Origin of the sequence: Streptomyces sp. NPDC085932 (assembly GCF_044540525.1) — a bacterium.
GTDB lineage: Bacteria > Actinomycetota > Actinomycetes > Streptomycetales > Streptomycetaceae > Streptomyces > Streptomyces levis.
The window spans coordinates 617,467-640,525 of record NZ_JBITSJ010000002.1 but is presented as its reverse complement, the minus strand read 5'-3'; the positions used below and the strand labels follow the sequence as shown (position 1 = coordinate 640,525).

Annotated in this window: 19 protein-coding genes and 3 tRNA genes; 11 read left to right on the top strand and 11 right to left on the bottom strand. The window is 73.0% G+C overall.

Features of this window, described 5'->3' with window-relative positions; genetic code table 11:
- Positions 1–52: 52 nt before the first annotated feature.
- From ACIGAQ_RS12065 to ACIGAQ_RS12055, 3 genes are all read right to left on the bottom strand, one after another.
- A tRNA-Ile gene (locus ACIGAQ_RS12065) sits at positions 53–126 on the bottom strand.
- Positions 127–304: 178 nt separating this feature from the next.
- Positions 305–377 (bottom strand) — tRNA-Asn (locus ACIGAQ_RS12060).
- A 5-nt stretch (positions 378–382) separates the two neighbouring features.
- Positions 383–455: transfer RNA gene (locus tag ACIGAQ_RS12055), tRNA-Asn, on the bottom strand.
- 158 nt (positions 456–613) lie between these two features.
- Here ACIGAQ_RS12055 and ACIGAQ_RS12050 point away from each other — a divergent pair.
- The 4 genes from ACIGAQ_RS12050 (at position 614) to ACIGAQ_RS12035 (ending at position 6,288) form a co-directional block, all read left to right on the top strand.
- Positions 614–919: a YtxH domain-containing protein gene (locus ACIGAQ_RS12050; RefSeq protein ID WP_311685211.1), complete on the top strand. Its 306-nt coding sequence runs from the start codon at positions 614–616 to the stop codon at positions 917–919.
- A 150-nt stretch (positions 920–1,069) separates the two neighbouring features.
- Positions 1,070–2,515 (top strand): FGGY family carbohydrate kinase, encoded by a 1,446-nt coding sequence (locus ACIGAQ_RS12045; protein ID WP_311685213.1) that lies wholly within the window; start codon positions 1,070–1,072, stop codon positions 2,513–2,515.
- A gap of 111 nt (positions 2,516–2,626) precedes the next feature.
- Complete coding sequence (locus ACIGAQ_RS12040; RefSeq protein ID WP_311685215.1) at positions 2,627–4,360, top strand: ABC transporter ATP-binding protein; 1,734 nt, start codon at positions 2,627–2,629, stop codon at positions 4,358–4,360.
- Entirely contained in the window at positions 4,360–6,288 is a 1,929-nt protein-coding gene (locus ACIGAQ_RS12035) for an ABC transporter ATP-binding protein (protein WP_399781725.1), read from the top strand. Before ACIGAQ_RS12040 ends, ACIGAQ_RS12035 begins: the two co-directional genes overlap by 1 nt.
- Before the next feature lie 102 nt (positions 6,289–6,390).
- Here ACIGAQ_RS12035 and ACIGAQ_RS12030 read toward each other — a convergent pair whose 3' ends face one another.
- Positions 6,391–7,692 (bottom strand): RNA polymerase sigma factor, encoded by a 1,302-nt coding sequence (locus ACIGAQ_RS12030; RefSeq protein WP_311685219.1) that lies wholly within the window; start codon positions 7,690–7,692, stop codon positions 6,391–6,393.
- 138 nt (positions 7,693–7,830) lie between these two features.
- Between ACIGAQ_RS12030 and ACIGAQ_RS12025 the strand changes: the two genes are divergently transcribed.
- Complete coding sequence (locus tag ACIGAQ_RS12025) at positions 7,831–8,448, top strand: hypothetical protein (RefSeq protein ID WP_311685221.1); 618 nt, start codon at positions 7,831–7,833, stop codon at positions 8,446–8,448.
- Positions 8,445–9,437, top strand: coding sequence for a nucleotidyl transferase AbiEii/AbiGii toxin family protein (locus ACIGAQ_RS12020; protein ID WP_399781721.1), 993 nt, complete (start codon positions 8,445–8,447; stop codon positions 9,435–9,437). Before ACIGAQ_RS12025 ends, ACIGAQ_RS12020 begins: the two co-directional genes overlap by 4 nt.
- A 6-nt stretch (positions 9,438–9,443) precedes the next feature.
- Here the strand turns inward: ACIGAQ_RS12020 and dnaG are convergent, their stop codons facing one another.
- From dnaG to ACIGAQ_RS12000, 4 genes are all read right to left on the bottom strand, one after another.
- On the bottom strand, positions 9,444–11,360 hold the full coding sequence (dnaG, locus tag ACIGAQ_RS12015) for a DNA primase (RefSeq protein ID WP_311685226.1): 1,917 nt from the start codon (positions 11,358–11,360) through the stop codon (positions 9,444–9,446).
- A gap of 29 nt (positions 11,361–11,389) precedes the next feature.
- The gene (locus ACIGAQ_RS12010; RefSeq protein WP_311685228.1) at positions 11,390–12,655 is read right to left on the bottom strand and encodes an FAD-dependent oxidoreductase; all 1,266 of its coding nucleotides are present in this window, start codon (positions 12,653–12,655) and stop codon (positions 11,390–11,392) included.
- 133 nt (positions 12,656–12,788) lie between these two features.
- Positions 12,789–14,066: a deoxyguanosinetriphosphate triphosphohydrolase gene (locus ACIGAQ_RS12005; RefSeq protein ID WP_399781717.1), complete on the bottom strand. Its 1,278-nt coding sequence runs from the start codon at positions 14,064–14,066 to the stop codon at positions 12,789–12,791.
- Between the two features lie 134 nt (positions 14,067–14,200).
- Positions 14,201–14,971 carry a sirohydrochlorin chelatase gene (locus ACIGAQ_RS12000; protein WP_399781714.1) on the bottom strand — a complete coding sequence of 257 codons (771 nt, stop codon included), beginning with the start codon at positions 14,969–14,971 and terminating at the stop codon, positions 14,201–14,203.
- A gap of 212 nt (positions 14,972–15,183) precedes the next feature.
- Between ACIGAQ_RS12000 and ACIGAQ_RS11995 the strand changes: the two genes are divergently transcribed.
- Both ACIGAQ_RS11995 and ACIGAQ_RS11990 read left to right on the top strand, forming a co-directional pair.
- A complete protein-coding gene (locus ACIGAQ_RS11995; RefSeq protein WP_311685234.1) occupies positions 15,184–15,870 on the top strand; it encodes an ElyC/SanA/YdcF family protein in 687 nt (228 codons plus the stop codon).
- A 102-nt stretch (positions 15,871–15,972) separates the two neighbouring features.
- Positions 15,973–18,126, top strand: coding sequence for a molybdopterin oxidoreductase family protein (locus tag ACIGAQ_RS11990; RefSeq protein WP_399781710.1), 2,154 nt, complete (start codon positions 15,973–15,975; stop codon positions 18,124–18,126).
- A 3-nt stretch (positions 18,127–18,129) separates the two neighbouring features.
- On the opposite strand, the gene ACIGAQ_RS11985 is transcribed toward ACIGAQ_RS11990, so the two are convergent.
- On the bottom strand, positions 18,130–19,794 hold the full coding sequence (locus tag ACIGAQ_RS11985; protein WP_399781707.1) for a M4 family metallopeptidase: 1,665 nt from the start codon (positions 19,792–19,794) through the stop codon (positions 18,130–18,132).
- A gap of 139 nt (positions 19,795–19,933) precedes the next feature.
- On the opposite strand from ACIGAQ_RS11985, the gene ACIGAQ_RS11980 reads away from it, so the two are divergent.
- Positions 19,934–20,347, top strand: coding sequence for a gamma-glutamylcyclotransferase family protein (locus tag ACIGAQ_RS11980; protein WP_399781704.1), 414 nt, complete (start codon positions 19,934–19,936; stop codon positions 20,345–20,347).
- A 99-nt stretch (positions 20,348–20,446) separates the two neighbouring features.
- Here ACIGAQ_RS11980 and ACIGAQ_RS11975 read toward each other — a convergent pair whose 3' ends face one another.
- Entirely contained in the window at positions 20,447–21,055 is a 609-nt protein-coding gene (locus ACIGAQ_RS11975) for an NAD(P)H-dependent oxidoreductase (RefSeq protein ID WP_311686692.1), read from the bottom strand.
- A 269-nt stretch (positions 21,056–21,324) separates the two neighbouring features.
- On the opposite strand from ACIGAQ_RS11975, the gene ACIGAQ_RS11970 reads away from it, so the two are divergent.
- Positions 21,325–21,846, top strand: a complete 522-nt coding sequence (locus ACIGAQ_RS11970; RefSeq protein WP_311686694.1) for a hypothetical protein — start codon at positions 21,325–21,327, stop codon at positions 21,844–21,846.
- Positions 21,847–21,958: 112 nt separating this feature from the next.
- Positions 21,959–22,648 carry a class F sortase gene (locus tag ACIGAQ_RS11965; RefSeq protein WP_399781700.1) on the top strand — a complete coding sequence of 230 codons (690 nt, stop codon included), beginning with the start codon at positions 21,959–21,961 and terminating at the stop codon, positions 22,646–22,648.
- On the opposite strand, the gene ACIGAQ_RS11960 is transcribed toward ACIGAQ_RS11965, so the two are convergent.
- Positions 22,586–22,978, bottom strand: a complete 393-nt coding sequence (locus ACIGAQ_RS11960) for a helix-turn-helix domain-containing protein (RefSeq protein ID WP_311686698.1) — start codon at positions 22,976–22,978, stop codon at positions 22,586–22,588. The genes ACIGAQ_RS11965 and ACIGAQ_RS11960 overlap by 63 nt on opposite strands.
- Positions 22,979–23,059: the final 81 nt, after the last annotated feature.

Here is a 23,059-nt window from a genome sequence, read left to right as displayed (position 1 = left end):
GAGGGAAACGGAGGGGGACGGATGGAAACGGTTCTGCGCGAGAGGCGCGCAGTGGGGCGGGTGGGACTCGAACCCACGGCCGACGGATTATGAGTCCGCTGCTCTAACCGGCTGAGCTACCGCCCCATAGCGGCGTGTCGCGTACATGTGTGCGCGCCGTCTGCCGCAGCATAGCCGCTCATACGATCTCCTGCTTCGGATGGTCGGCTCGGCCACGGCGTTCGTGACCTTGATGACTCCGCCCCGGGCCGGACGGTTCCACCGGACATGAAAAAGGACCCCTGAGGGGTCCTCGTTCACCGTGCTCCCCCGACTGGACTCGAACCAGTAACCTGCCGGTTAACAGCCGGCTGCTCTGCCAATTGAGCTACGGAGGACCGAGCTCCCCGGACTGGACTCGAACCAGTAACCTGCCGGTTAACAGCCGGCTGCTCTGCCAATTGAGCTACCGAGGAAGGTCTCGTTGCATCGAACGTACCTACCTGGGTATTCGCCAGGGGGCGCGCGCTCGCTGCGACACATACATTAGCGCAAGCAGGGGGGTGCTCCGCCAATCGGTACTCCCCGGCGCCGACGCCGCACCGGAGACTCACGCAAGGGAAGGGTGGCAGCCATGCGTTACCGGCTCACGTTCGTCGCCGGAGTCGTGCTGGGTTACGTGCTGGGCACGAGGGCCGGACGCGAGCGCTACGAACAGCTCAAGAAGTCCGCCCGGCAGTTCGCGCAGAACCCCGCCGTCCGCAACACCGCGGAGACTGCGGCCCAGCAGGGGCGCGAGTTCGCGGGCAAGGCGTACCACGTGGTCAGCGACAAGGTCGGCGACCGCGTCCCGGACTCGGTCGCCGACCGGGTCCGCCACCTCAAGGAGCGCGCCACCCACAACGGCGGCCAGGACGACTGGGGCACGAGCAACACCTGAGCGGGTCTCTTCGATGCCGGTGTGGTGCCGCCCTCAGGGGCGCGGGGAAGTGCGCGACCAGCCACGACGAGACCCGCAGTCACCACCCGGCACTGACCCCTGCGGCGCCCGTGGCCCGGCCCGGCGCGGCCGTACGGCAGAATTTTGGCCATGGGGATAGTCGCCGGGTTGGACAGTTCACCCGATTTCACTCGCATCGTCGTCTGTGACGCGGACACCGGAGCCGTGCTCCGGCAGGGATACGCGCCGCATCCGGTGGAGAGCCCCGACGGCGGCCGGCCGTCCGACGTCGACCCGCAGGCCTGGCTGCTGTCCCTGGGCGAGGCCGCGGGCGGCGGGCTGCTGGAGGGCGTGCAGGCGATCGGCGTCTCGGCGCAGCAGAACGCGGTCGTGCCGCTCGACGCCCAGGGCAACACCGTGCGCCCGGCGATGGTCGGCGGCGACAAGCGCACCCAGGTCGCCGCCGCCGATCTGGTCGACGCGCTCGGGGGGCGCGAGGCCTGGGCGCAGGCCGTGGGCTGTGTCCCGCAGGCCGCGCAGCCGGTGACGAAGCTGCGCTGGCTGGCGCGGACCGAGCCGGAGAACGCGCAGCGCACGGCGATCCTGCTGCAGGCGCACGACTGGCTGGTGTGGCAGTTGCTGGGCCGGCCGGTCAGGAGAACGACCGACCGGGGCGGGGCGTCCGGTACCGGGTACTGGTCGGCGGCGACCGGCGCCTACCGGCCGGACCTGGTCGAGCTGGCGCTGGGCCACCAGGTGATGCTGCCGGAGGTGATCGGCCCGGCGGACGCGGCGGGGACCACGCCGGAGGGGCTGCTGATCTCCGTGGGCACCGGCGAGACCATGGCGGCGGCCTTCGGTCTGGGTATCGGCCTCGGGGACGCGGTCGTGTCGCTGGGGGCGTCCGGGTCCGTGATGGCCGTGCACCCCGAGGCGCTCGTCGACGGCTCGGGGATGATCACCGCGCTGGCCGACGCGACCGGCATGCACCTGCCCGTGGTCACCACGCTGAACGCCGTACGGACGCTGCGCGGGACCGCGGAGCTGCTGGGGCTGCCCGATCTGGAGAGCCTGTCCGACCTGGCCATGAAGTCCACCCCCGGGGCGCACGGGCTGGTGCTGCTGCCCTATCTGGAGGGTGAGCGGACGCCGAACCTGCCGCACACCGCCGGGACCCTGGCGGGCCTCAGGCGCGAGTCGATGAAGGCGGAACACCTGGCGCGGGCCGCGTTCGAGGGCATGCTGTGCGGGCTCGCGGACGCGCTGGACGTGCTGCGCGGCCGGGGTGTGGAGGTGCGGCGGGTGTTCCTGCTGGGTCCGGCCGCCGAACTGCCCGCCGTGCAAGCCGCGGCGCCCATGCTGTTCGGCACGCAGGTCGTGGTGCCGCAGCCCGCGGACTACGCGGCGGTCGGCGCCGCCCGGCAGGCGGCCTGGGCGCTCGGGGTGTCGCAGGGCACGCTCGACACGCGGATGCCGCCGCTGTGGCAGGGCGCGGTCGCGCAGGTGCTGGAGCCCGGGGAGGAACTGGCCGTGGGGCAGGCGGTGCGCCAGCAGTTCGTGTCGGTCAGGGAGCAGACGCACCCCGGGGCCTTCTGAGGGCTTGACCGCCTGTTGGGTTAATTCGGTTGAGGTAACGCGGGTGGAGTGTCCGACGATAGGGGCCAGGGGCAACCAACCGCCCCGTCGACCACCCCCGAGAGAAGCAGCGTGCTCATACGACTTCTGCGGACCTACCTCAGGCCCTACAAGAGACCCATCACCCTGCTGGTGCTGCTGCAGTTCCTGCAGACCTGCGCCACGCTCTACCTGCCCACGCTGAACGCCGACATCATCGACCAGGGCGTGGTGAACGGCGACACCGGCTACATCATGGGCTACGGCGCCCTGATGATCGGCATCTCGCTGGTCCAGGTCGTGTGCAACATCGGTGCCGTCCACTACGGCGCCCGTACGGCGTCGGCGCTCGGGCGGGACGTGCGCGCGGCCGTGTTCGACCGGGTGCAGTCGTTCTCCGCGCGTGAGGTGGGTCACTTCGGCGCGCCGTCGCTGATCACGCGGACGACCAACGACGTCCAGCAGGTGCAGATGCTGGCGCTGATGACGTTCACGCTGATGGTGTCGGCGCCCATCATGTGCGTCGGCGGCATCGTGCTGGCGCTGGGCCTGGACGTGCCGCTGTCGGGCGTGCTGGTGGCGGTCGTGCCGGTGCTGGGCATCTGCGTGACGCTGATCGTGCGGCGGCTGCGGCCGCTGTTCCGGTCGATGCAGGACCGTCTGGACACGGTGAACCGGGTGCTGCGTGAGCAGATCACCGGCAACCGGGTGATCCGGGCGTTCGTGCGCGACGAGTACGAGCAGCGGCGCTTCCGCAAGGCCAACACCGATCTCACCGACGTCGCGCTGGGCACGGGCAACCTGCTGGCGCTGATGTTCCCGATCGTGATGACGGTGGTGAACCTGTCGTCGATCGCCGTGGTGTGGTTCGGCGCGCACCGCATCGACAGCGGCGGGATGCAGATCGGCGATCTGACCGCGTTCCTGGCCTATCTGATGCAGATCGTGATGTCCGTGATGATGGCCACCTTCATGTTCATGATGGTGCCGCGCGCGGAGGTGTGTGCCGAGCGCATCCAGGAGGTGCTGGACACCTCCTCCAGCGTCGTGCCGCCGTCGGCGCCGGTGCGGGAGCTGCGCCGGCACGGGCATCTGGAGATCCGCGGGGCGGGCTTCCGCTATCCGGGTGCCGAGGAGCCGGTGCTGCGGGCCGTGGACCTCGTGGCCCGGCCGGGTGAGACGACCGCCGTCATCGGCTCGACCGGCAGTGGCAAGTCGACCCTGCTGGGGCTGGTGCCGCGGCTGTTCGACGCGACCGAGGGACAGGTCCTCGTCGACGGGGTCGAGGTGGCGGAGATCGAGCCGAAGCTGCTCGCGAGGACCGTCGGGCTGGTGCCGCAGAAGCCGTACCTGTTCGCGGGCACCGTGGCGACCAACCTGCGCTACGGCAATCCGGACGCCACCGACGAGGAGCTGTGGCACGCGCTGGAGGTGGCGCAGGCCAAGGACTTCGTGGAGCGGCTGGAGGGCGGGCTCGACTCCCCCATCGCGCAGGGCGGGACCAATGTCTCCGGCGGGCAGCGGCAGCGGCTCGCGATCGCCCGGACGCTGGTGCAGCGCCCGGAGATCTACCTGTTCGACGACTCCTTCTCCGCGCTCGACTACGCCACCGACGCGGCGCTGCGGGCCGCGCTCGCGCGGGAGACCGCCGAGGCGACCGTGGTGATCGTCGCCCAGCGGGTGGCGACCATCCGCGACGCCGACCGGATCGTCGTCCTCGACGAGGGGCGGGTGGTCGGCACCGGCCGGCACCGGGAGCTGATGGCGGACAACGAGACCTACCGGGAGATCGTGCTCTCCCAGCTCACGGAAGCGGAGGCGGCCTGATGGCGGGGCCCATGGGGCGGATGATGGCCGGGGGCGGCCCCGACCAGCGCTCGCTGGACTTCAAGGGATCGGGCAAACGGCTCCTCGCGCAGTTCCGCCCGGAGCGCGTGACCATCGGTGTGCTGCTGCTGTGCGTGGTGCTCAGCGTCGGGCTCAACGTCGTCGGGCCGAAGATCCTCGGCAAGGCCACCGACCTGGTCTTCGCGGGCATCGTCGGGCGGGGCATGCCCGAGGGGGCGAGCAAGGAGCAGGTCCTGGAGGGGATGCGCGAGCGCGGGGACGGGGACGTCGCCGACATGCTGCGCAGCACCGACTTCACCCCCGGCGAGGGCATCGACTTCACGGCCGTCGGGCATGTGCTGCTGCTCGCGCTGGGCGTGTTCACGGTGGCCGGGCTGCTGATGGCCGTGGCGACGCGGCTGGTGAACCGGGCCGTGAACCGGACGATGTTCCGGATGCGCGAGGACGTGCAGACGAAACTGTCACGGCTGCCGCTGTCCTACTTCGACAAGCGGCAGCGCGGTGAGGTGCTGTCGAGGGCGACGAACGACATCGACAACATCGGGCAGACGCTGCAGCAGTCGATGGGCCAGCTCATCAACTCGGTGCTGACGATCATCGGCGTGCTCGCCATGATGTTCTACGTCTCCTGGATCCTCGCACTGGTCGCGCTGGTCACCGTGCCGCTGTCGTTCGTGGTGGCCACGCGCGTGGGCAAGCGGTCGCAGCCGCACTTCGTGCAGCAGTGGCGCTCCACGGGCACGCTCAACGCCCACATCGAGGAGATGTACACCGGGCACACCCTGGTGAAGGTGTTCGGGCGGCAGGAGGAGTCGGCGAAGCAGTTCGCCGAGCAGAACGAGGCGCTGTACGAGGCCGGGTTCAAGGCGCAGTTCAACAGCGGGGTCATGCAGCCGCTGATGATGTTCGTGTCGAACCTCAACTACGTGCTCGTCGCGGTCGTCGGCGGACTGCGGGTCGCCTCGGGCTCGCTGTCCATCGGTGACGTGCAGGCGTTCATCCAGTACTCGCGGCAGTTCTCCATGCCGCTGACGCAGGTGGCGTCCATGGCGAACCTGGTGCAGTCGGGTGTCGCCTCCGCCGAGCGGGTCTTCGAGCTGCTGGACGCGCCGGAGCAGGGCGCCGATCCGGTGCCGGGGGTGCGGCCCGAGGAACTGCGCGGGCAGGTGGCACTGGAGCACGTGTCGTTCCGCTACGACCCCGACAAGCCGCTCATCGAGGACCTGTCGCTGAAGGTCGAACCCGGGCAGACCGTGGCCATCGTCGGCCCGACCGGCGCCGGCAAGACGACCCTGGTGAACCTGCTCATGCGGTTCTACGACGTCACCGGCGGGCGCATCACCCTCGACGGCGTCGACATCGCGCGGATGTCGCGGGACGAGCTGCGGGCCGGCATCGGCATGGTGCTTCAGGACACCTGGCTGTTCGGCGGCACGATCGCGGAGAACATCGCATACGGGGCGTCCCGGAAGGTGACCCGCGGGGAGATCGAGGAGGCGGCCCGGGCCGCACACGCCGACCGGTTCGTCCGGACCCTGCCGGACGGGTACGACACGGTGATCGACGACGAGGGCACGGGCGTCAGCGCGGGCGAGAAGCAGCTCATCACCATCGCCCGGGCGTTCCTGTCCGACCCGGTGATCCTGGTGCTGGACGAGGCGACGAGCTCGGTCGACACGCGCACGGAGGTGCTCATCCAGAAGGCCATGGCCAAACTCGCCCACGGGCGGACCTCGTTCGTCATCGCGCACCGGCTCTCCACGATCCGCGACGCGGACACGATCCTCGTCATGGAGAACGGGGCGATCGTGGAGCAGGGCGCGCACGAGGAGTTGCTGACGTCCGGTGGGGCTTATGCGCGGCTGTACCAGGCGCAGTTCGCGCAGGCGGTTGCGGAGGTGGACTGAGTCGCGTCCTGCGGTGCCGAGGGGGGTCGCGGGGCGGCTGCGGGCCGGTGGGGGCCGGTCGCGCAGTTCCCCGCGCCCCCGACGGGGCGCGGGGAGGCGGCGTCAGTCCAGATAGCCCCGCAGCTGGTCCGCGAAGGCGTGGTCCCGCAGCTTGTTCAAGGTCTTGGACTCGATCTGCCGTATCCGCTCCCTGGTCACGCCGAAGATCCTGCCGATCTCCTCCAGGGTGCGCGGGCGGCCGTCCGCGAGCCCGTAGCGGAGCTGGACCACCTTCCGCTCCCGCTCCCCCAGGGTCGACAGGACGGCCTCCAGATGCTCCCTGAGCAGCAGGAACGCGGCCGACTCCACCGGGGAGGCCGCGTCGCCGTCCTCGATGAGGTCGCCGAGGGCGACGTCGTCCTCCTCGCCCACGGGCGCGTGCAGCGACACCGGCTCCTGGGCGAGGCGCAGCACCTCGCCGACCCGCTCGGGCGGCAGGTCCAGGTGGGCCGCGACCTCCTCGGCCGTCGGCTCGTAGCCGCGCTCCTGGAGCATGCGGCGCTGGACGCGGACGACACGGTTGATGAGCTCCACGACGTGCACCGGCACCCGTATCGTGCGGGCCTGGTCGGCCAGGGCGCGGGACATGGCCTGGCGGATCCACCAGGTCGCGTACGTGGAGAACTTGTAGCCGCGGGCGTAGTCGAACTTCTCGACGGCGCGGATGAGTCCGAGGTTGCCCTCCTGGACGAGGTCGAGCATGGTCAGGCCGCGGCCGACGTACCGCTTGGCGACGGAGACGACCAGGCGCAGATTGGCCTCGATGAGGCGGCGCTTGGCCATCCGTCCCATGACGACGAGCCGGTCCAGATCCAGGGCCAGCCGGCTGTCCAGGTCGGGGGTGGTGCTCAGCTTCTCCTCGGCGAACAGCCCGGCCTCGACGCGGCGGGCGAGTTCGACCTCCTCGGCCGCGGTCAGCAGGGGGATGCGGCCGATCTCCCGCAGGTACTGGCGGAACAGGTCCGAGGAGGGGCCGCTGCCCGTGTCGGCGCGGGCCGGGGGCGGTTCGACGGCCTCGGGGACCTCGGCCGTCCCGATGGCCTCGGCGGGCGGCTCCTCCGGCTCCGCCTCCGACTCCGGGTGGTGCCCGACGCGGCTCTGCGCCGGGACCGCGGGCAATGCGCCGGCCTCCGCTTCCGGCGCTGCGCCGGCGGCGCCGAGGGCACCGCGGACGTCGGTCTGGGTGAGGGTCTGGGTCTGCACGGGGGCGACCTCCAGGATGATCGCTGCCAGGGGGTGCGGCAGCGGTACTTCGGGGGCGGAGTCGACGGCCTCGCCGCTTTCCGTCCCGTACGCGATGAGCGGAACCGCGGGGATCTGGGACCCGTCGGTGACGGACCGGCCGCGCTCCGAGGACTCAGGCACCGGAACCCAGTGTGGGGTAAGACACATCGTCGCCACGAGGGGCGTGCGGTGACTTTTTGCCTCCGGTCCGTGACCGCGCGCTCGCGCCTCGTGGAAACCCGGATGCCTCACCCGCCCCTGGTCTGCGACGATCGGCCGATGTCCGCTTTCCTGTACGAATCGCATGTGACGGTCCGCTGCTCCGGCCCGGCCGAGTCCGCGCGGCTGCGCCGCTGGGCGGCCGCGGGCGGGTTCAAGCTCACGCACATCGTGCTGGCCAGGGGCCGGATGCGGGACCAGCCGATGCTCACGCTGTCCGGTTCGGCGACGTACGCCGACGAGGCGGCGCGGGTGCGCCAGGTGGCGGCGCGGCTGCGGGAGGACGGTTTCGACCCGGTGCGCGTGAAGATCGAGTCCTCGCCGCGGGCACCGGAGGTGCCGCGCGAACCCTGCGCCGACGGGCGGTACTTCGAGCACCACGTGAAGCTGCTGCTGCCCGCGGACACGGACCTGGGGGCGCTCGCGGCCCGGGTGGTACCGCACGGCGCCCATCTGTCGTGGAACGCCCGGCGGGTGCGGGGCGCACGGCACGAGCGGTTCGTGACGCAGCGCTGCCGGGCGGTGGACGCCGAGGGCGCGGGCCGCGCGCTGGAGCGGCTGCTGGCCGAGCTCGACGGCTTCGACGTGCTGGGCGTGGAGCGGGAGTTCGTGCTGCACGACAGCGATGTGACGGTGGACGACGGATGGCTCCAGGAGCCGGTGGGGGCGGGCAGATGACCGGGACGTCGTGGGAGGGGTTCGACTGGCGCAGCACCGAGGTCCCGCGGGTGCCGCCGGACGAGGCCACCCGCAGGGCCAATCACCTGCCGAGGACGCTGCGGCCGGTGCCGGGGGACGACGTGGTGCAGCTCCCCGTCTTCGACCCGGCCCTGAAGCAGTACCAGAACGCCTACCGGGCCACCGACCCGCGCTTCCGGGACCCGGAGCGGGGCGAGGTGTGGCGGGCGGCCCGACGACGGGCCCTGGATCTGGTCCTCGCCGCGATCGCGGACTCGCCGTGGGTCGACGCGCTGGTGCTGCGGGGCAGTGTGCTGATGTCGGCCTGGTTCGGTGAGGCCGCGCGCGAGCCCGGTGACCTGGACTTCGTCGTGGTGCCGCACACCTGGCGGATGGAGGACGGCCGTACCGACCGGATGCTGACCGGGATCGCCGAGGCGGCGCAGGGACGGGCCGTCGCGCACGGCCGGGAGGTCGGCGTCTCGGCGCGGGGCGCGGTCGTCGAGGACATCTGGACCTACGACCGCGTGCCGGGCCGGCGCATGGTGCTGCCCTGGGGCGCGGCCGGACTGCCGGGCGGTCACGTCCAGCTGGACTTCGTCTTCAACGAGCGGCTGCCCGAGGAGCCCGAGCCGGTGGAGCTGGCGGGCGGTGCGGTGGTCCAGGCGGCGACGCCGCAGCTGTCGCTGGCGTGGAAGCTGATGTGGCTGATCAACGACGTGCACGCCCAGGGCAAGGACCTGTACGACGCGGTCCTGCTGGCCGAGCGGCACCCGCTGCGCCGCGAGCTGCTGCACGAGGTGTTCCGGCTGTCGGGCGAGTGGCCCTACGCCTGTCAGGAGGAGATCCTGCTGGAGCACGTGGTGGAGGCGGTCGGGTACGTCGAGTGGAACCACTTCGTCACCGAGTACCCGCGCTTCCGGGACGACGAGCGGGAGTTCGCCGAGCGGCTGGTGCGGGCGGTGAGGCCCGCCTTCGAGGGGGCCTGACCGGCGTCAGAGCGCCGCGGCGCCGTGCTCGCGCAGGGCCTGGTCGTACTGCTGGAGCACCCACAGCTCGTTCTGGACGGCGGCCAGCCGGGCCGGGTCGCCGTGGGTGCCCAGGCGGGTGAGCTGGCCGGTGATGTCACGGATGCGGCGCTCCACGGCCCGGCGGCGGACCGTGACCAGCTGGGCGCCGGCGTAGTTCTCGTCGACGCCCTTCACGCCCTTGTGCAGCATGATCGCCTCGACGGCCAGCTCGGTCACCATCGCGCGGACCGCGTCGTCCGGGGCGGCCTCCCGGACCCGGACCAGATAGTCCTGGGGGTCCGCGAGACCCGCTTCGGCGCCGCCCGCGTCCAGGATGGCCTGGCGTACGGCGGCGTAGGGCGGGGCCGTGAACTCGTCGACGCCGTACGCGTCGAAGGCCGGGGAGACCAGCTCGGGGCGCTGCAGGGCGAGCTTGAGCAGTTCGCGTTCGGTGGCGTAGACGGGGTTGCGGAGGTTGAGGGCCGGGCCCCGGGGGGTGGCGGACGGCTCGGCGGACGGGTGCTGCCGGGGTGCGTGCCGGTCCGGGGCGGGGCCCTTGCCGCCGCGTTCGCGGGCCCAGCGGGCCAGCTGGGCCACGCGCTTGACCACGAACTGGGTGTCGAGGATGCCGAGCATGCCGGCGAGCTGCACGGCGACCTCGTGCTGGGCGCCGCTGTTCTTGATGCGGGCGACGATCGGGGCGGCCTCGTCGAGGGCGGCGGCGCGGCCGGCCGGGGTGTCGAGGTCGTAGCGGCCGACGATCTGGCGCAGGGCGAACTCGAAGAGCGGGGTGCGGGGTTCGACCAGGTCGGCGACGGCCTCGTCGCCCTTGGCCAGGCGCAGGTCGCAGGGGTCCATGCCGTCGGGGGCGATGGCGATGTACGTCTCGGCGGCGAACTTCTGGTCGTCCTCGAAGGCGCGCAGGGCGGCCTTCTGGCCGGCGGCGTCGCCGTCGAAGGTGAAGATGACGCGGGCCGAGCCGTTGTCCATCAGCAGGCGGCGCAGGATCTTGATGTGGTCGCCGCCGAAGGCGGTGCCGCAGGTGGCGATGGCGGTGGTGACTCCGGCGAGGTGGCAGGCCATGACGTCGGTGTAGCCCTCGACGACGACCGCGCGGGAGGCCTTGGCGATGTCCTTCTTGGCGAGGTCGATGCCGTAGAGCACCTGGGACTTCTTGTAGATCGCCGTGTCCGGCGTGTTGAGGTACTTGGGGCCGTTGTCCGCCTCGTAGAGCTTGCGGGCGCCGAAGCCGACGACATCGCCGCCGATGTCGCGGATGGGCCACATCAGCCGGCCGCGGAACCGGTCGATGGGGCCGCGGCGGCCCTCCTGGGAGAGACCGGAGAGCAGCAGCTCCTTGTCGGTGAAGCCCTTGCCGCGCAGGTAGCGCGTGAGGTGGTCCCAGCCCTGGGGGCTGTAGCCGACGGAGAAGTGGTGGGCGGCGGCCTGGTCGAAGCCGCGCTCGGCGAGGAACTGCCGGCCGGTGTCGGCCTCGGGACTGGTCGCGAGCTGTTCCGCGTACCACTCCGCGGCGATCTTGTGGGCCTCGACCAGGCGGATCCGCTCGCCGCGCTGGTGGGAGGGGTTGTACCCGCCCTCCTCGTAGCGCAGGGTGATGCCCGCCTGGCCGGCCAGGCGCTCGACCGCCTCCGAGAACGTGAGGTGGTCGATCTTCATCACGAACGTGATGGTGTCGCCGCCCTCCTGGCAGCCGAAGCAGTGGAACAGGCCCTTGGCGGGGCTGACCTGGAAGGAGGGCGACTTCTCGTCGTGGAACGGGCACAGACCCTTGAGGTTGCCGCCGCCCGCGTTGCGCAGCTGGAGGTACTCGGACACCACGGCGTCGATCGGGACCGCGTCCCGTACCGCCTTCACGTCCTCGTCGTTGATCCGTCCTGCCACGCGTGAAGTCTACGGGGCCGGACCGACACTCACGGTGCGAGGTCTTCGAGCGGAATGTGGGGGTCTGCGAGGTGCTCCGTGTTCACCCGTGCCCTGCCCCGGATCAGGCGCTGGATCGTGTCGGTGACGTTCCACACGTTCACGTTCATCCCGGCCAGCACCCGGTTCTCCTTCACCCAGAAGGCGACGAACTCGCGCTTGCCCGCGTCGCCCCGGATGACCACCTGGTCGTAGCTGCCGGGCGGTGCCCAGCCCGAGTACTCCATGCCGAGGTCGTACTGGTCGGAGAAGAAGTAGGGCACCCGGTCGTAGGTCACGTCGTGGCCCAGCATGGCGCGGGCCGCCGCCGGGCCGCCGTTGAGGGCGTTGGCCCAGTGCTCGACCCGCAGCCGGGTGTCGAACAGGGCGTGCGGGAAGGAGACGACGTCGCCGGCCGCGTGGATGTCCGGGTCGGAGGTGCGCAGCCGCTCGTCGACGACGATGCCGCCGCCGTGCGCCGGGTCGGCGATCTCCAGGCCGGCCGCCTCGGCGAGGTGGGTGCGGGGAGCCGCGCCGATCGCGGCGAGCACGTCGTGCGCCGGGTGCTCCTCGCCGTCGTCGGTGCGGGCCGCGAGGACCATGCCGTCCTGGCCGGTGATCTCGGTGAGCCGGGCGCCGAAGTGGAAGCGGACGCCGTGCTCGCGGTGCAGCTCGGCGAAGAGCTGGCCGAGCTCGGGGCCGAGGACCGAGTGCAGGGGGGTCGGGCCGCTGTGGACCACGGTGACCTCCGCGCCGTACTCGCGGGCCGCCGCCGCGACCTCCAGGCCGATCCAGCCGGCGCCGGCGATCACCAGGTGGCCGTTGTCCCGGCCGAGGTTGGTCAGCACGTGCTTGAGGCGCTCGGCGTGGGCGAGCCGGCGCAGGTGGTGGACGCCGGCCAGGTCCGTGCCGGGGATGTCGAGGCGGCGGGGCTCGGCGCCGGTCGCCAGGAGCAGCTTGTCGTAGCGGACGGCCGTGCCGTCGTCGCCGAAGCGGACGGTCTTCGCCGAGCGGTCGATCGCGTCGACCGTCTGGCCGAGGTGCAGCTCGATGTCGTGGGCCGCGTACCAGGCCGGTTCGTGCACGAAGACGCTCTCGCGTTCCTCCTTGCCCAGGAGGTAGCCCTTGGACAGGGGCGGGCGCTCGTAGGGGTGGTCGCGTTCGTCGCAGATCAGTATCACCCGCCCGGTGAAGCCCTCCGCGCGGAGCGTCTCGGCCGCCTTGGCGCCGGCCAGTCCGCCTCCGACGATGACGAATGTCTGATCCGCGTCGACCACTTGATGCCTCCTCGTCAGGGTGTCGCCACTTGCGAGCGTCCCGCACGGAGCGTGATGCGGGAAGAGGGAGTGACCCGATCAGGCCACGGAGGGTCACATTCGGGCGTCCGGTGTCCCTCGGTTCCCGCCCGTCTCACGCGTGCCCCGTCAGCCGGGCGTGAAGCGAACGGGCGGAGGTGTCGGTGAGGGAGGCGATCTGGTCGACGACCGCCCGCTTGCGGGCGCGGTCGTCGGGCGCCTGGTCGAACAGCGCGCGGAACTGCGGGTCCAGACCGTCGGGGGCGCGGGCGGTGAGCGCCTCGGCCAGTTCGGCGACGACCACGCGCTGGTCGGCGCGGAGCCGCTCCTGTTCGGCGCGCTGCATGACGTAGAGGTCGGCGACGGCCTTGAGGACGGCGCACTCCATGCGGGTCTCGCGCGGGACGACCAGTTCGGCGGAGTACCGGGTGAGCCGTCCGGTGCCGTGGGCGGCGCGGGTCGCGGCCTCGGCGGCCAGGCAGAAGCGGCCGATGAGCTGGCTGGTGGCGTCCTTCAGGCGGGCCTGGGCGACGGCGGTGCCGTCGTAGCCGTGCGGCCACCACTCCTGGGCGAGGAGCCGGTCGAGGGCCTCGGCGAGTTCGGCGGGGTCGGTGCCGGCGGGCACGTAGCGGCCGAGGGCGACCTGGAAGACGTCCCGCCGTTCGGGGTCGGCGTGCAGGCAGTTGGGGTCGATGTGCCCGGCGTGCAGGCCGTCCTCCACGTCGTGCACCGAGTAGGCGACGTCGTCGGACCAGTCCATGACCTGCGCCTCGAAGCAGGTGCGGGTGCCCGGGGCGTCCTTGCGGACCCAGTCGAAGACGGGGCGGTCGTCCTCGTAGACGCCGAACTTGCGCGACCCCGGGTCGGTGGGGTGGGCGCCGCGCGGCCAGGGGTACTTGGTCGCGGCGTCGAGGGCGGCGCGGGTGAGGTTGAGGCCGACGGAGCCCTCCGGGGTGAACCGCTTGGGCTCGATGCGGGTGAGGAGCCTGAGGGACTGGGCGTTGCCCTCGAAGCCGCCGCAGTCGGCCGCGAACTCGTTGAGGGCCTGTTCGCCGTTGTGGCCGAAGGGCGGGTGCCCGAGGTCGTGGGAGAGGCAGGCGGCCTCGACGAGGTCCGGGTCGCAGCCGAGGGCGGCACCCAGCTCGCGGCCGACCTGGGCGCATTCCAGGGAGTGGGTGAGGCGGGTGCGGGGGCTGGCGTCCCAGGCGGGGCCGAGCGTGCCGGGGGTCACCACCTGGGTCTTGCCCGCGAGTCGTCTCAGGGCGGCGCTGTGCAGGACCCGGGCCCGGTCGCGCTGGAAGGCGGTGCGGCCGGGCCGCTTGTCGGGTTCGGGGGCCCACCGCTCGACTGACGTCGGGTCGTAGGCCGTGGGGTGCGTCGTGGTGCCTGCCATGGGTCGACAGTACGGGTACGGGTGTGGTGGGGGTGGCAGCGTCTGCCGGGTTGGGGTGTTCGGCGGGTGCGGGGGTGTCGTGGCTTGTCGCGCAGTTCCCCGCGCCCCTTCAGGGCGTGACCCGCCGCCCGGTGTCAGGCCGAGACCGGTAGCGGCAGCGAGGGCGACGCCCGCAGGGCCTCGTCGTAGCGGTGCAGGACGAGCTCGGCCATCGACGGGTGCGTGCCGAGGGGGGCCGCCGCGATCCACGGGGCCGCCTGGGCGCACTCCGTGGCGAAGCGGCCGGGGGCCGTGAAGTAGGAGGCGAGGGCGATGTGGCGGCGGCCCCGGGCGAGGAGGGTACGGACGGCCTGCTGGACGGTGGGGGTCGCCGCCGAGGCGTAGGCGGGCAGGACCGGGACGCCCAGGCGGGCCGCCAGGAGGTGGGCCGTGCGGGCGGTGTCCGTCCTCGCGTCCGGGTCGCGGGAGCCCGCGGCCGCGAGGACGACGGCGCTGGTGCGGCGCGGAGTCGCGCCCCAGCCGGCCTCGGTGAGGCGGTCCTGGAGGGCGTCGACCAGGAGGGGGTGCGGGCCCAGGGGGGCCGCCACCCGCGTGCGGGCCGGGGAGGCCGCCGCCATCTCGGGGATGTCCCGCTTCACGTGGTAGCCGCGGCTGAGCAGGAGGGGGACCAGGACGGCCTCGGTCCCTCCCAGGGCGGCGAGGGTGTCGGGGAGCAGGGGGGCGTTGAGCTCGATGTGGCCCAGGTGCACGGGCACTCCGGGGCGCAGGGCACGGACGCGGTCCAGGAGGGCGCGGACGGTGCTCAGCGCACGCGGGTCGCGGCTGCCGTGGGCCACGACGACGAGGGCGGGCGGGGCCGGGCGGCGCGTGGCGGGCGGCGGGACGAGGCCGAGCTGACTGGGCATGCGTCGATGGTCGCGGCGCCACGTTGCCTCCCCGTTGCCGGGGCGTCACGGGTGTTTTCCGGCGGTTCACCATCGGGGACCGGGGGTGTGTGAGGCGTCGTGACCTGGGGTTTCCCTCGCGGGAGTGAAGCTGCTCACGCGCCGGTGGATGAACCGGACGGCCCCGCGGGGCGTCCCTGACGTCGGGAGCCGAACCGGGGAGGGGCGTGTCCATGCGTCGTGTGACGTTGCGCAGACCGCGACTGCCGCGCACCCGCCGGGGGCAGCGGCGGCTCGTGCAGGCCGTGATGGCCGGGTGCGTGCTCGCGCTGTCCCCGTCGGCCTGGATGTACACCACGACCGGCGACCGGCTGCGGACGGCGGACGAGGTGCCGCGCACGGATGTCGCCGTGGTGTTCGGGGCCGGGCTGTGGGACGGGGAGCCCTCGCCGTATCTCGCGCACCGGCTGGACGCGGCGGCGGAGCTGTACCGGCGGGGGCGGGTCGAGGTGGTGCTCGTCACCGGGGACAACAGCCGCGAGGACTACGACGAGCCGGACGCGATGCGCGGCTATCTGACCCGGCACGGGGTGCCCGACGGGCGGATCGTCAGCGACTACGCGGGGTTCGACACGTGGGACTCCTGCGTGCGCGCGAAGAAGATCTTCGGGGTGGACGAGGCGGTGCTGATCAGCCAGGGGTTCCACATCCGGCGGGCGGTGGCGCTGTGCGGGGCGGCGGGGATCGAGTCGTACGGGGTCGGGGTGGACGCCGTGCACGACGCGACCTGGTACTACGGGGGCGCCCGGGAGATCCTCGCCGCGGGGAAAGCCGCCCTGGACGCGGTGTTCCGGCCCGACCCGCGGTTCCTCGGGCCCCGGGAGCCGGGGGTGGAGCGGGCGCTGGGCGAGGCCGGGTAGCCGGTGCCTCACCGGGGCGGGCCGACGGAGGGGAGGTCCCCGTCGCGGCCGCGTAACAGGGGGCCGTCCCGGGCGTAACACGGCCGAAGCACGCTGGACGGCATGCAGAACACCGCCACGCCCACGCACTGCCCGTACTGCGCCCTGCAGTGCGGGATGAACCTCACGCCCACACCGGACGGGACCGTCGAGGTGAGCGAGCGCGCGGACTTCCCGGTGAACCGGGGCGCCCTGTGCGGCAAGGGCCGTACGGCTCCCGCGGTGCTCGCGAGGAACGTGCGCCTGACCCAGCCGCTGGTGCGCGACGCGGCCGGCACGCTGGTGCCCGCCTCCTGGGACGAGGCGCTGGACCGGATCGCCGCCGGGCTGGGCCGGACGCGGGCGGCGCACGGGCCGGACGCCGTCGGGGTGTTCGGCGGGGGCGGTCTGACGAACGAGAAGGCGTACACGCTCGGCAAGTTCGCGCGGGTCGTGCTCGGCACCTCCCAGATCGACTACAACGGCCGCTTCTGCATGTCGTCGGCGGCGGCCGCCGGCATCAAGGCGTTCGGGCTGGACCGCGGGCTGCCGTTCCCGCTGGAGGACATCCCGAAGTCGGGCTGCGTGATCCTGGTCGGGTCGAACCTCGCGGAGACCATGCCGCCGTCGCTGCGGTTCTTCACCGAGCTGAGGGAGAACGGCGGCACGCTGATCGTGATCGACCCGCGGCGCACCAGGACCGCCGAACAGGCCGACCTGCACCTGGCGCCCCGCCCGGGCACCGACCTGGCGCTCGCCCTGGGCCTGCTGCACCTCGTCATCGCCGAGGGGCGGGTGGACGAGGAGTACGTCGCCGAGCGCACGGCCGGCTGGGAGGACGCGCGGGCCGCCGCGATGGCCCACTGGCCGGAGTACGTGGAGCGGATCACGGGGGTGTCCGTTCCCGAACTCCGGGAGACCGTGCGGCTGTTCTGCGCGCCGGAGTCGGCGATGGTCCTCACCGCGCGCGGTCCCGAGCAGCAGTCCAAGGGCACGGACACCGTCGGCGCCTGGATCAACCTGTGCCTGGCGACCGGCCGGGCGGGCCGCCCGCTGTCGGGGTACGGCTGCCTGACCGGGCAGGGCAACGGGCAGGGCGGCCGCGAGCACGGGCAGAAGGCCGACCAGCTGCCGGGCTACCGCAAGCTCGACGACCCGGCGGCCCGGGCGCACGTCGCCGAGGTGTGGGGCGTGGACCCGGACAGCCTGCCGGGGCCGGGGCGCAGCGCGTACGAGCTGCTGGACGCGCTGGGCACCGACATCAGGGCGCTGCTGCTGATGGCGTCCAACCCGGTGGTGTCGGCGCCGCGTGCCGCCCACGTCGAGGAGCGCATCAGGTCGCTGGACTTCCTGGCGGTGTGCGACGTCGTGCTGTCGGAGACGGCGGCGCTCGCGGACGTCGTGCTGCCGGTCACCCAGTGGGCCGAGGAGACCGGCACCACGACCAACCTGGAGGGCAGGGTCCTGCTGCGCCGCCGGGCGATCACCCCGCCGGACGGGGTCCGCAGCGATCTGGAGGTCCTGCACGAACTGGCCGCCCGGCTGGGCGTGGAGAAGGGCTTCCCGACGGATCCGGAGGAGGTCTTCGAGGAACTGCGCCGGGCGAGCGCGGGCGGCCCGGCCGACTACTCGGGGATCACCTACCGCAGGCTGGCCGAGGAGAACGGGGTGTTCTGGCCCTGCCCTGCCGTGGAGGAAGCGGTCGAGGACGGCGAGGACGCCCTGCTCGACGCGCCGCTGCCCGACGATCCCGCCCGGGAGACGCCCACCGCGCACCCGGGCACGCCCCGCCTGTTCCTCGACCGCTTCGCCACGCCTGACGGCCGGGCCCGCTTCGTGCCCGTGTCGCACCGGGCGATCGCCGAGGAGCCCGACGACGAGTACCCGGTGCTGCTGACCACCGGGCGGGTCGTGGCGCAGTACCAGTCCGGGGCGCAGACCCGGCGCGTGGCGGAGCTGAACGCCGCCGCGCCCGGGCCGTTCGTGGAGATCCACCCCCGGCTGGCGGCCCGGCTCGGGGCGGCCGAGGGCGATCCGGTGGCCGTGGTGTCCCGGCGGGGCCGGGCCGTGGCACCCGCCAGGATCACGAGCGCCATCCGGCCCGACACCGTGTTCATGCCGTTCCACTGGCCGGGCGAGGGCCGCGCCAACACGCTGACCAACCCCGCGCTCGACCCGACCTCGCGGATGCCGGAGTTCAAGGCGTGCGCGGTGCGGCTGGAGACCGTCGAGCGGTAGGGGTCAGCCCACCGCGACGGCCTTCCAGGCGGCCGCCACCGCCTTGTGCTCGGTGCTGTCGGCGCCGTAGAGGTCCTCGGCCGCGCTCAGGGTCGCCGTGCGGGCGTCCGCGTAGGTGGTCGAGGACGTCATGTGGACGGTCAGCGCGCGGTACCAGATCGCGCCCAGCTTGGCGCGGCCGATGCCGGTCACCGTGGAGCCGTCGCAGGTCGGGGAGGTGTGGGCGACGCCGTTGAGGGTCTTGCTGCCGCTGCCCTCGGCGAGCAGGTACGCGAAGTGGTTGCCGACGCCCGAGGAGTGGTGCACGTCGAGGTCGCCGAGCTTCGGGCTCCAGCAGTCCGCCGACCTGCCGTCCTTGGAGGGCCTGTCCATGAAGCGCAGGGCCTCGCGGCCGAGGCCGGAGCGGACGACCTTCTCGCCGATGTGCCAGTCGCCCGGGTCCTCGGGGTTGGCCGCGTGAAACTCCACCAGGGTGCCGAAGATGTCCGAGGTGGCCTCGTTCAGGCCGCCGGACTCGCCCGAGTACCGCAGCGCGGCCGTCTTGGACGTCACGCCGTGGGTCATCTCGTGCCCGGCCACGTCCAGGGAGACCAGCGGGCCCATCAGCTTGCCGTCGCCGTCGCCGTAGGTCATGCAGAAGCAGGTGTCGTCCCAGAAGGCGTTGTTGTAGTCCTTGCCGTAGTGGACGCGGTTGAACGAGCCCTTGCCGTCGCCGGCGATGCCGCTGCGGCCGTGGGCCTGCTCGTAGTAGTCCCAGGTGACGTCCGTGCCGTACTGGGCGTCCACCGCCACGGTGGCCCGGTCGGCCGCCGCTCCGGTGCCCCAGTGGTTGTCGGCGTCCGTGAACACCGTGGCCGGAGCGCGGGTCAGACAGATCGTCAGCAGGCACCGGTCCGTCCTGTTCGCGGCGTCGCCGGTGTAGGTGCCGCCGCGTGTGGCGTCCGAGAGCCGGTACGAGGAGCCGGACGCCGTCGTCTCCAGCGGCACCGTGCCGCCGTAGAGGGACGCGCCGTCACCGGAGGCCGACTCCAGGGTGTCCCAGGCGTCGATCCGGGCGCCGGTCGCCGCGTCGGTCAGCACGGTCCGCCCGACCGGGTTGCCGAGGTCGTCGTGGGCCACCGCGTCGGTCTGCCAGGCCAGCCTGGGGGCGCCGTGCAGGGCGTCGACGACCAGGCGGGGCTTGGCGGTCAGCTTCCGCAGGGTCTCGCCGAGGTGTGCGGCGCGCAGCAGGTTCGCCGCGCGGCCGGCGGCCTCGGGGGCGGCCACCTTCGGGGTGACGGTGGCCAGGGAGAGCGGGGACGTCGTCGCCCGGGTGGTGTTCCGGTGGGTGCCGTCGGGCTTCAGGTGGAGGACGAAGTCGCCGCCGAGGACGGGGAGTCCGTGGTAGGTGCGGTCGTAGCGGACGTGGCGGCTGCCGTCGTCGTCGAGGACGACGTCCCGGACCTTCGTCCGCTGGTCCGGGGTGAGTCCGAGCTCCGCGGCGCGGTCCGCGAGCACGGTCCCGGCCTCCTCGATCGCCGCGGCCCGGGTCGGCCGGTCCGCGGCGCCGGAGGCGTCGGCTGCGCCGGCGGTCGGGGGGAGCACGGCGGCCACGAGGGCGGCGACGCCGGTGGCGGCCGCGCCGGCGGTGGCGAGGCGGGAAGCGCGGGCGGGACGTATCCGACTCATCGGTCTCCTCGTACGGGCGCACCCGGTCGCGTGGGGTCGACCGGGTGCGGCGTTGATGTCGACCGCGAGTCAAGGCGTCACCGACCTGGCATGTCCATAGCACCGCTGTGGAGGTGTGTGAGGGTGGAGAATCGTTCCTGTGACCCTGCCTTTCTTCGTCTACGGCACCCTGCGGCCCGGGGAGGTCAACCACGACCTGTTCCTGCGCGGCCGTGTCCGCTCCGAGGAGCCCGGGGAGCTCGCGGACGCGGTGCTGTACGAGGGGCCGGGCTATCCGTTCGCGGTGGAGGAGCCGAGCGGTGGTGTGGTGCGCGGGGAACTGGTGCCCGCGCGGCCGGAGGCGTACGCGGGGCTGCTCGCGGAGCTGGACCGGCTGGAGGAGTACGTGCCGGGTGATCCGCGGAGCCTGTACGTGCGGGTGGAGCGGAAGGTCGTCCGGGCTGCGGACGGGGTGGGTGTGCGGGCCTGGGTGTATGTCGCGGGGGTGGAGGTGGCGGCGCGACTGCGGGGTGCCGGGCGGCGGGTCGCGGGCGGGGAGTGGCGGGGGCGGTAGGGGGTGGCCGGGGGGCGGTAGGGGGTGGGGGCGCGGGTCGTGTGCCGGTGTGGGTGGGTTGTGGTTGCTCGCGCAGTTCCCCGCGCCCTGACGGGGCCCTCAGGCTGTGTACGGATGTGCCGTTCTGGCCTGCCTCAAGGCTCGGGCCCACCAGGCCAGTTGGTCCAGCATCGTCTTGGCCGCCGCGTTCGGGGCGGAGGGGTCGCGCAGGGTGCCCCGGTCGTCGAAGGACGCTCCGGCGTTGTGGAAGGAGACGGTGTCGCGGACCGTCACGGCGTGCAGTTCCGCGAAGACCTGGCGCAGGTGCTCCACGGCACGCAGGCCGCCGGCCAGTCCGCCGTAGGAGACGAGGGCGACCGGCTTGGCCCGCCACTCGCCGTAGTGCCAGTCGACGAGGTTCTTCAGACCCGCCGGGAAGGAGTGGTTGTACTCGGGGGTGAGGACGACGAACGCGTCCGCGCGGGCCAGCTTCGGGGTGACGTCCGACAGCACGGCGGTGGCCGCCGGCGTCGGTTCGAGGGACGTCGGCAGCTCGGCGTCGGCGACGTCCACGACCTCGGCGACCATGTCGGCACGGTCCCGCAGCCGGTCCAGGAGCCAGTCGGCGACGACCGGGCCGAAGCGGCCGTGGCGGTTGCTGCCGACGACCAGGGTCACCCGGAGGGCGTCGGTCTGCTCGGCGGTGGGTGCGTCAGCGGTTGTCTTCATGCGCCACAGCCTCATACCTCAACCTTGGTTCAGGTCAAGCGCCGCCGCGCGTTCACGGGTCACCCGTTCACCCGCGCCCGGCGCGATTTTCCGACCTCGCCCGCCGCACGACGTGTGACCTGGCGAAACGCCACCTGACGGCCCGTCGGGCCGACCGTGCGCGACACCCGTTCACCCCAATTCTGACGGCCTCTCAGAAAGCGCCCGGGCCACGCTGCCCGTTACCTCGGAAGGGCAGGTGCACGACCGAACAGCTCGAAGGAGCACCGATGCGACGTACCGCCCGGCCGCTGACCGCCACCGCGCTCGCCGTCGCCGCCGCCGCGCTCGCCGCCACCCCGGCGCACGGCGCCCCGGCCGGTGACCTCCGGGTGTCCCCCGCCTCGGTCGAGCCCGGTGCGCACGTCACGGTGCGCACCTCGGCCTGCGGGCAGGACGGCGCTGCGGCCGGTGACGCCAGCGCGGTCGGGGCCGGTGCCTTCACGCTGGCGCCGGGCCGGTACGAGACGGCGGCGAGCGGGCGGTTCAGGGTGCCGCCGAGCGCGCAGCCGGGGACGTACGAGATCACCGCGACGTGCGCCGGGAGCGGGCGGCGGGTCACCGGGGACCTGGTGGTCACGCTGACGGCCGGGCACGAGCAGGTCCATCCCCGGGGGAGTGTGAAGACGGGGGTCGGCGGCGCCCTGGGCCCCGATCCCGTGCAGACCGCGGCCGGTGTGGCGGCTCTCGCCGTCGCCGCCGCGGGCGGTACCTGGCTCCTGCATCGCCGGGCGAGAGGCGACGGGATCTGACGGACACCCTCCGCTGTCCGTCGCCGGTACCGCATGTCCCCTCCCCCTCCGGGTCCGACGCCCCTCGCGGCCCGGAGGGGGGCACGGGGCCGGAGTCGAGGAAAGGGTCGGTATGCGCAGGTTCCCCAGGTCCGCCCGCCCCGTGGACCCGGCGAACGCGGCCATGGCGGCCGTCACGGTGTTCGCCCTGTGCTGCGGGGTGTGGCTGCTGCGCGAGGGCGCCGAGACGCACGCCCCGCCGCAGCCGACCGCCGCGCAGGCCCGCGCCGGACAGGACGGGCGGGCGGGTGTGGAGGGCCTGGACGGGCGGGCCGGTGAGCCGGAGCGGCCCGCCGCGCCGGCGCTGCCGCCCTCGCCGCCCGACCGCATCCGCATCCCGGCGATCCGGGTGGACGCGCCCCTGACCGGGCTCGGCCTGACCGGGAGCGGCAGCCTCGACGTGCCCCCGGCCGCGCGGACGAACCTCGCCGGCTGGTACGAGGCCGGCACCACGCCCGGCGAGCGGGGCACGGCGATCGTCGCGGGCCACGTCGACAACGCCGACGGCCCCGCCGTCTTCCACGACCTCGGAGCCGTGCAGAAGGGCAGCACGATCGAGGTGGACCGGCGCGACGGCAGCGTCGCCGTGTTCACCGTCGACGCCGTCGAGGCCTACGCCGCGAAGGACTTCCCCGACGAGAAGGTCTACGGCGCCGCCCGCCGCCCCGAGCTGCGGGTCATCACCTGCGGCGGCACCTACTCACGCGCCACCGGCTACCAGGGGAACGTCGTCGTCTTCGCGCACCTGACCGGGAGCCGCTGACCCGCCCAGGACGTGGGTCCTGCCCCACGCCCCCAGCGGTTCCAGCGCCTCGTTCAGGGACACCCCCCGGGGCGTCAGGGAGTACTCCACGCGCGGCGGCACCTCGTCGTACGCCTCGCGGTGCACCAGCCCGTCGGCCTCCATCTCGCGCAGATGCGAGGCGAGCACCTTCTCGGTGACGCCGGGCAGCTCCCGGCGCAGCTCGCCGAAGCGGCACGGCCGCTCGTGCAGCGCCCACAGCACGAGCACCTTCCACTTGCCGCCGATCACGTCCATCGCGGCGTCGATCCCGCACACGTACGCCCCCGGCCGCCGCCCCGTCGTTCCCATGCCCGCGCTCCTCCCCTGCCGCTGCCTGGATCCTTCCCGCGAGGTAACCACCCACTTCCAAGTGCGTACTTGAGCAGGCGC

Bases quoted from the DNA above. Each gene is read 5' to 3' on its own strand.
- ACIGAQ_RS12050 (WP_311685211.1), top strand. From the start codon at position 614: ATGCGTTACCGGCTCACGTTCGTCGCCGGAGTCGTGCTGGGTTACGTG.
- ACIGAQ_RS12045 (WP_311685213.1), top strand. From the start codon at position 1,070: ATGGGGATAGTCGCCGGGTTGGACAGTTCACCCGATTTCACTCGCATC.
- ACIGAQ_RS12035 (WP_399781725.1), top strand. From the start codon at position 4,360: ATGGCGGGGCCCATGGGGCGGATGATGGCCGGGGGCGGCCCCGACCAG.
- ACIGAQ_RS12025 (WP_311685221.1), top strand. From the start codon at position 7,831: ATGTCCGCTTTCCTGTACGAATCGCATGTGACGGTCCGCTGCTCCGGC.
- ACIGAQ_RS12020 (WP_399781721.1), top strand. From the start codon at position 8,445: ATGACCGGGACGTCGTGGGAGGGGTTCGACTGGCGCAGCACCGAGGTC.
- ACIGAQ_RS12005 (WP_399781717.1), bottom strand. From the start codon at position 14,066: ATGGCAGGCACCACGACGCACCCCACGGCCTACGACCCGACGTCAGTC.
- ACIGAQ_RS12000 (WP_399781714.1), bottom strand. From the start codon at position 14,971: ATGCCCAGTCAGCTCGGCCTCGTCCCGCCGCCCGCCACGCGCCGCCCG.
- ACIGAQ_RS11995 (WP_311685234.1), top strand. From the start codon at position 15,184: ATGCGTCGTGTGACGTTGCGCAGACCGCGACTGCCGCGCACCCGCCGG.
- ACIGAQ_RS11990 (WP_399781710.1), top strand. From the start codon at position 15,973: ATGCAGAACACCGCCACGCCCACGCACTGCCCGTACTGCGCCCTGCAG.
- ACIGAQ_RS11985 (WP_399781707.1), bottom strand. From the start codon at position 19,794: ATGAGTCGGATACGTCCCGCCCGCGCTTCCCGCCTCGCCACCGCCGGC.
- ACIGAQ_RS11975 (WP_311686692.1), bottom strand. From the start codon at position 21,055: ATGAAGACAACCGCTGACGCACCCACCGCCGAGCAGACCGACGCCCTC.
- ACIGAQ_RS11970 (WP_311686694.1), top strand. From the start codon at position 21,325: ATGCGACGTACCGCCCGGCCGCTGACCGCCACCGCGCTCGCCGTCGCC.
- ACIGAQ_RS11965 (WP_399781700.1), top strand. From the start codon at position 21,959: ATGCGCAGGTTCCCCAGGTCCGCCCGCCCCGTGGACCCGGCGAACGCG.
- ACIGAQ_RS11960 (WP_311686698.1), bottom strand. From the start codon at position 22,978: ATGGGAACGACGGGGCGGCGGCCGGGGGCGTACGTGTGCGGGATCGAC.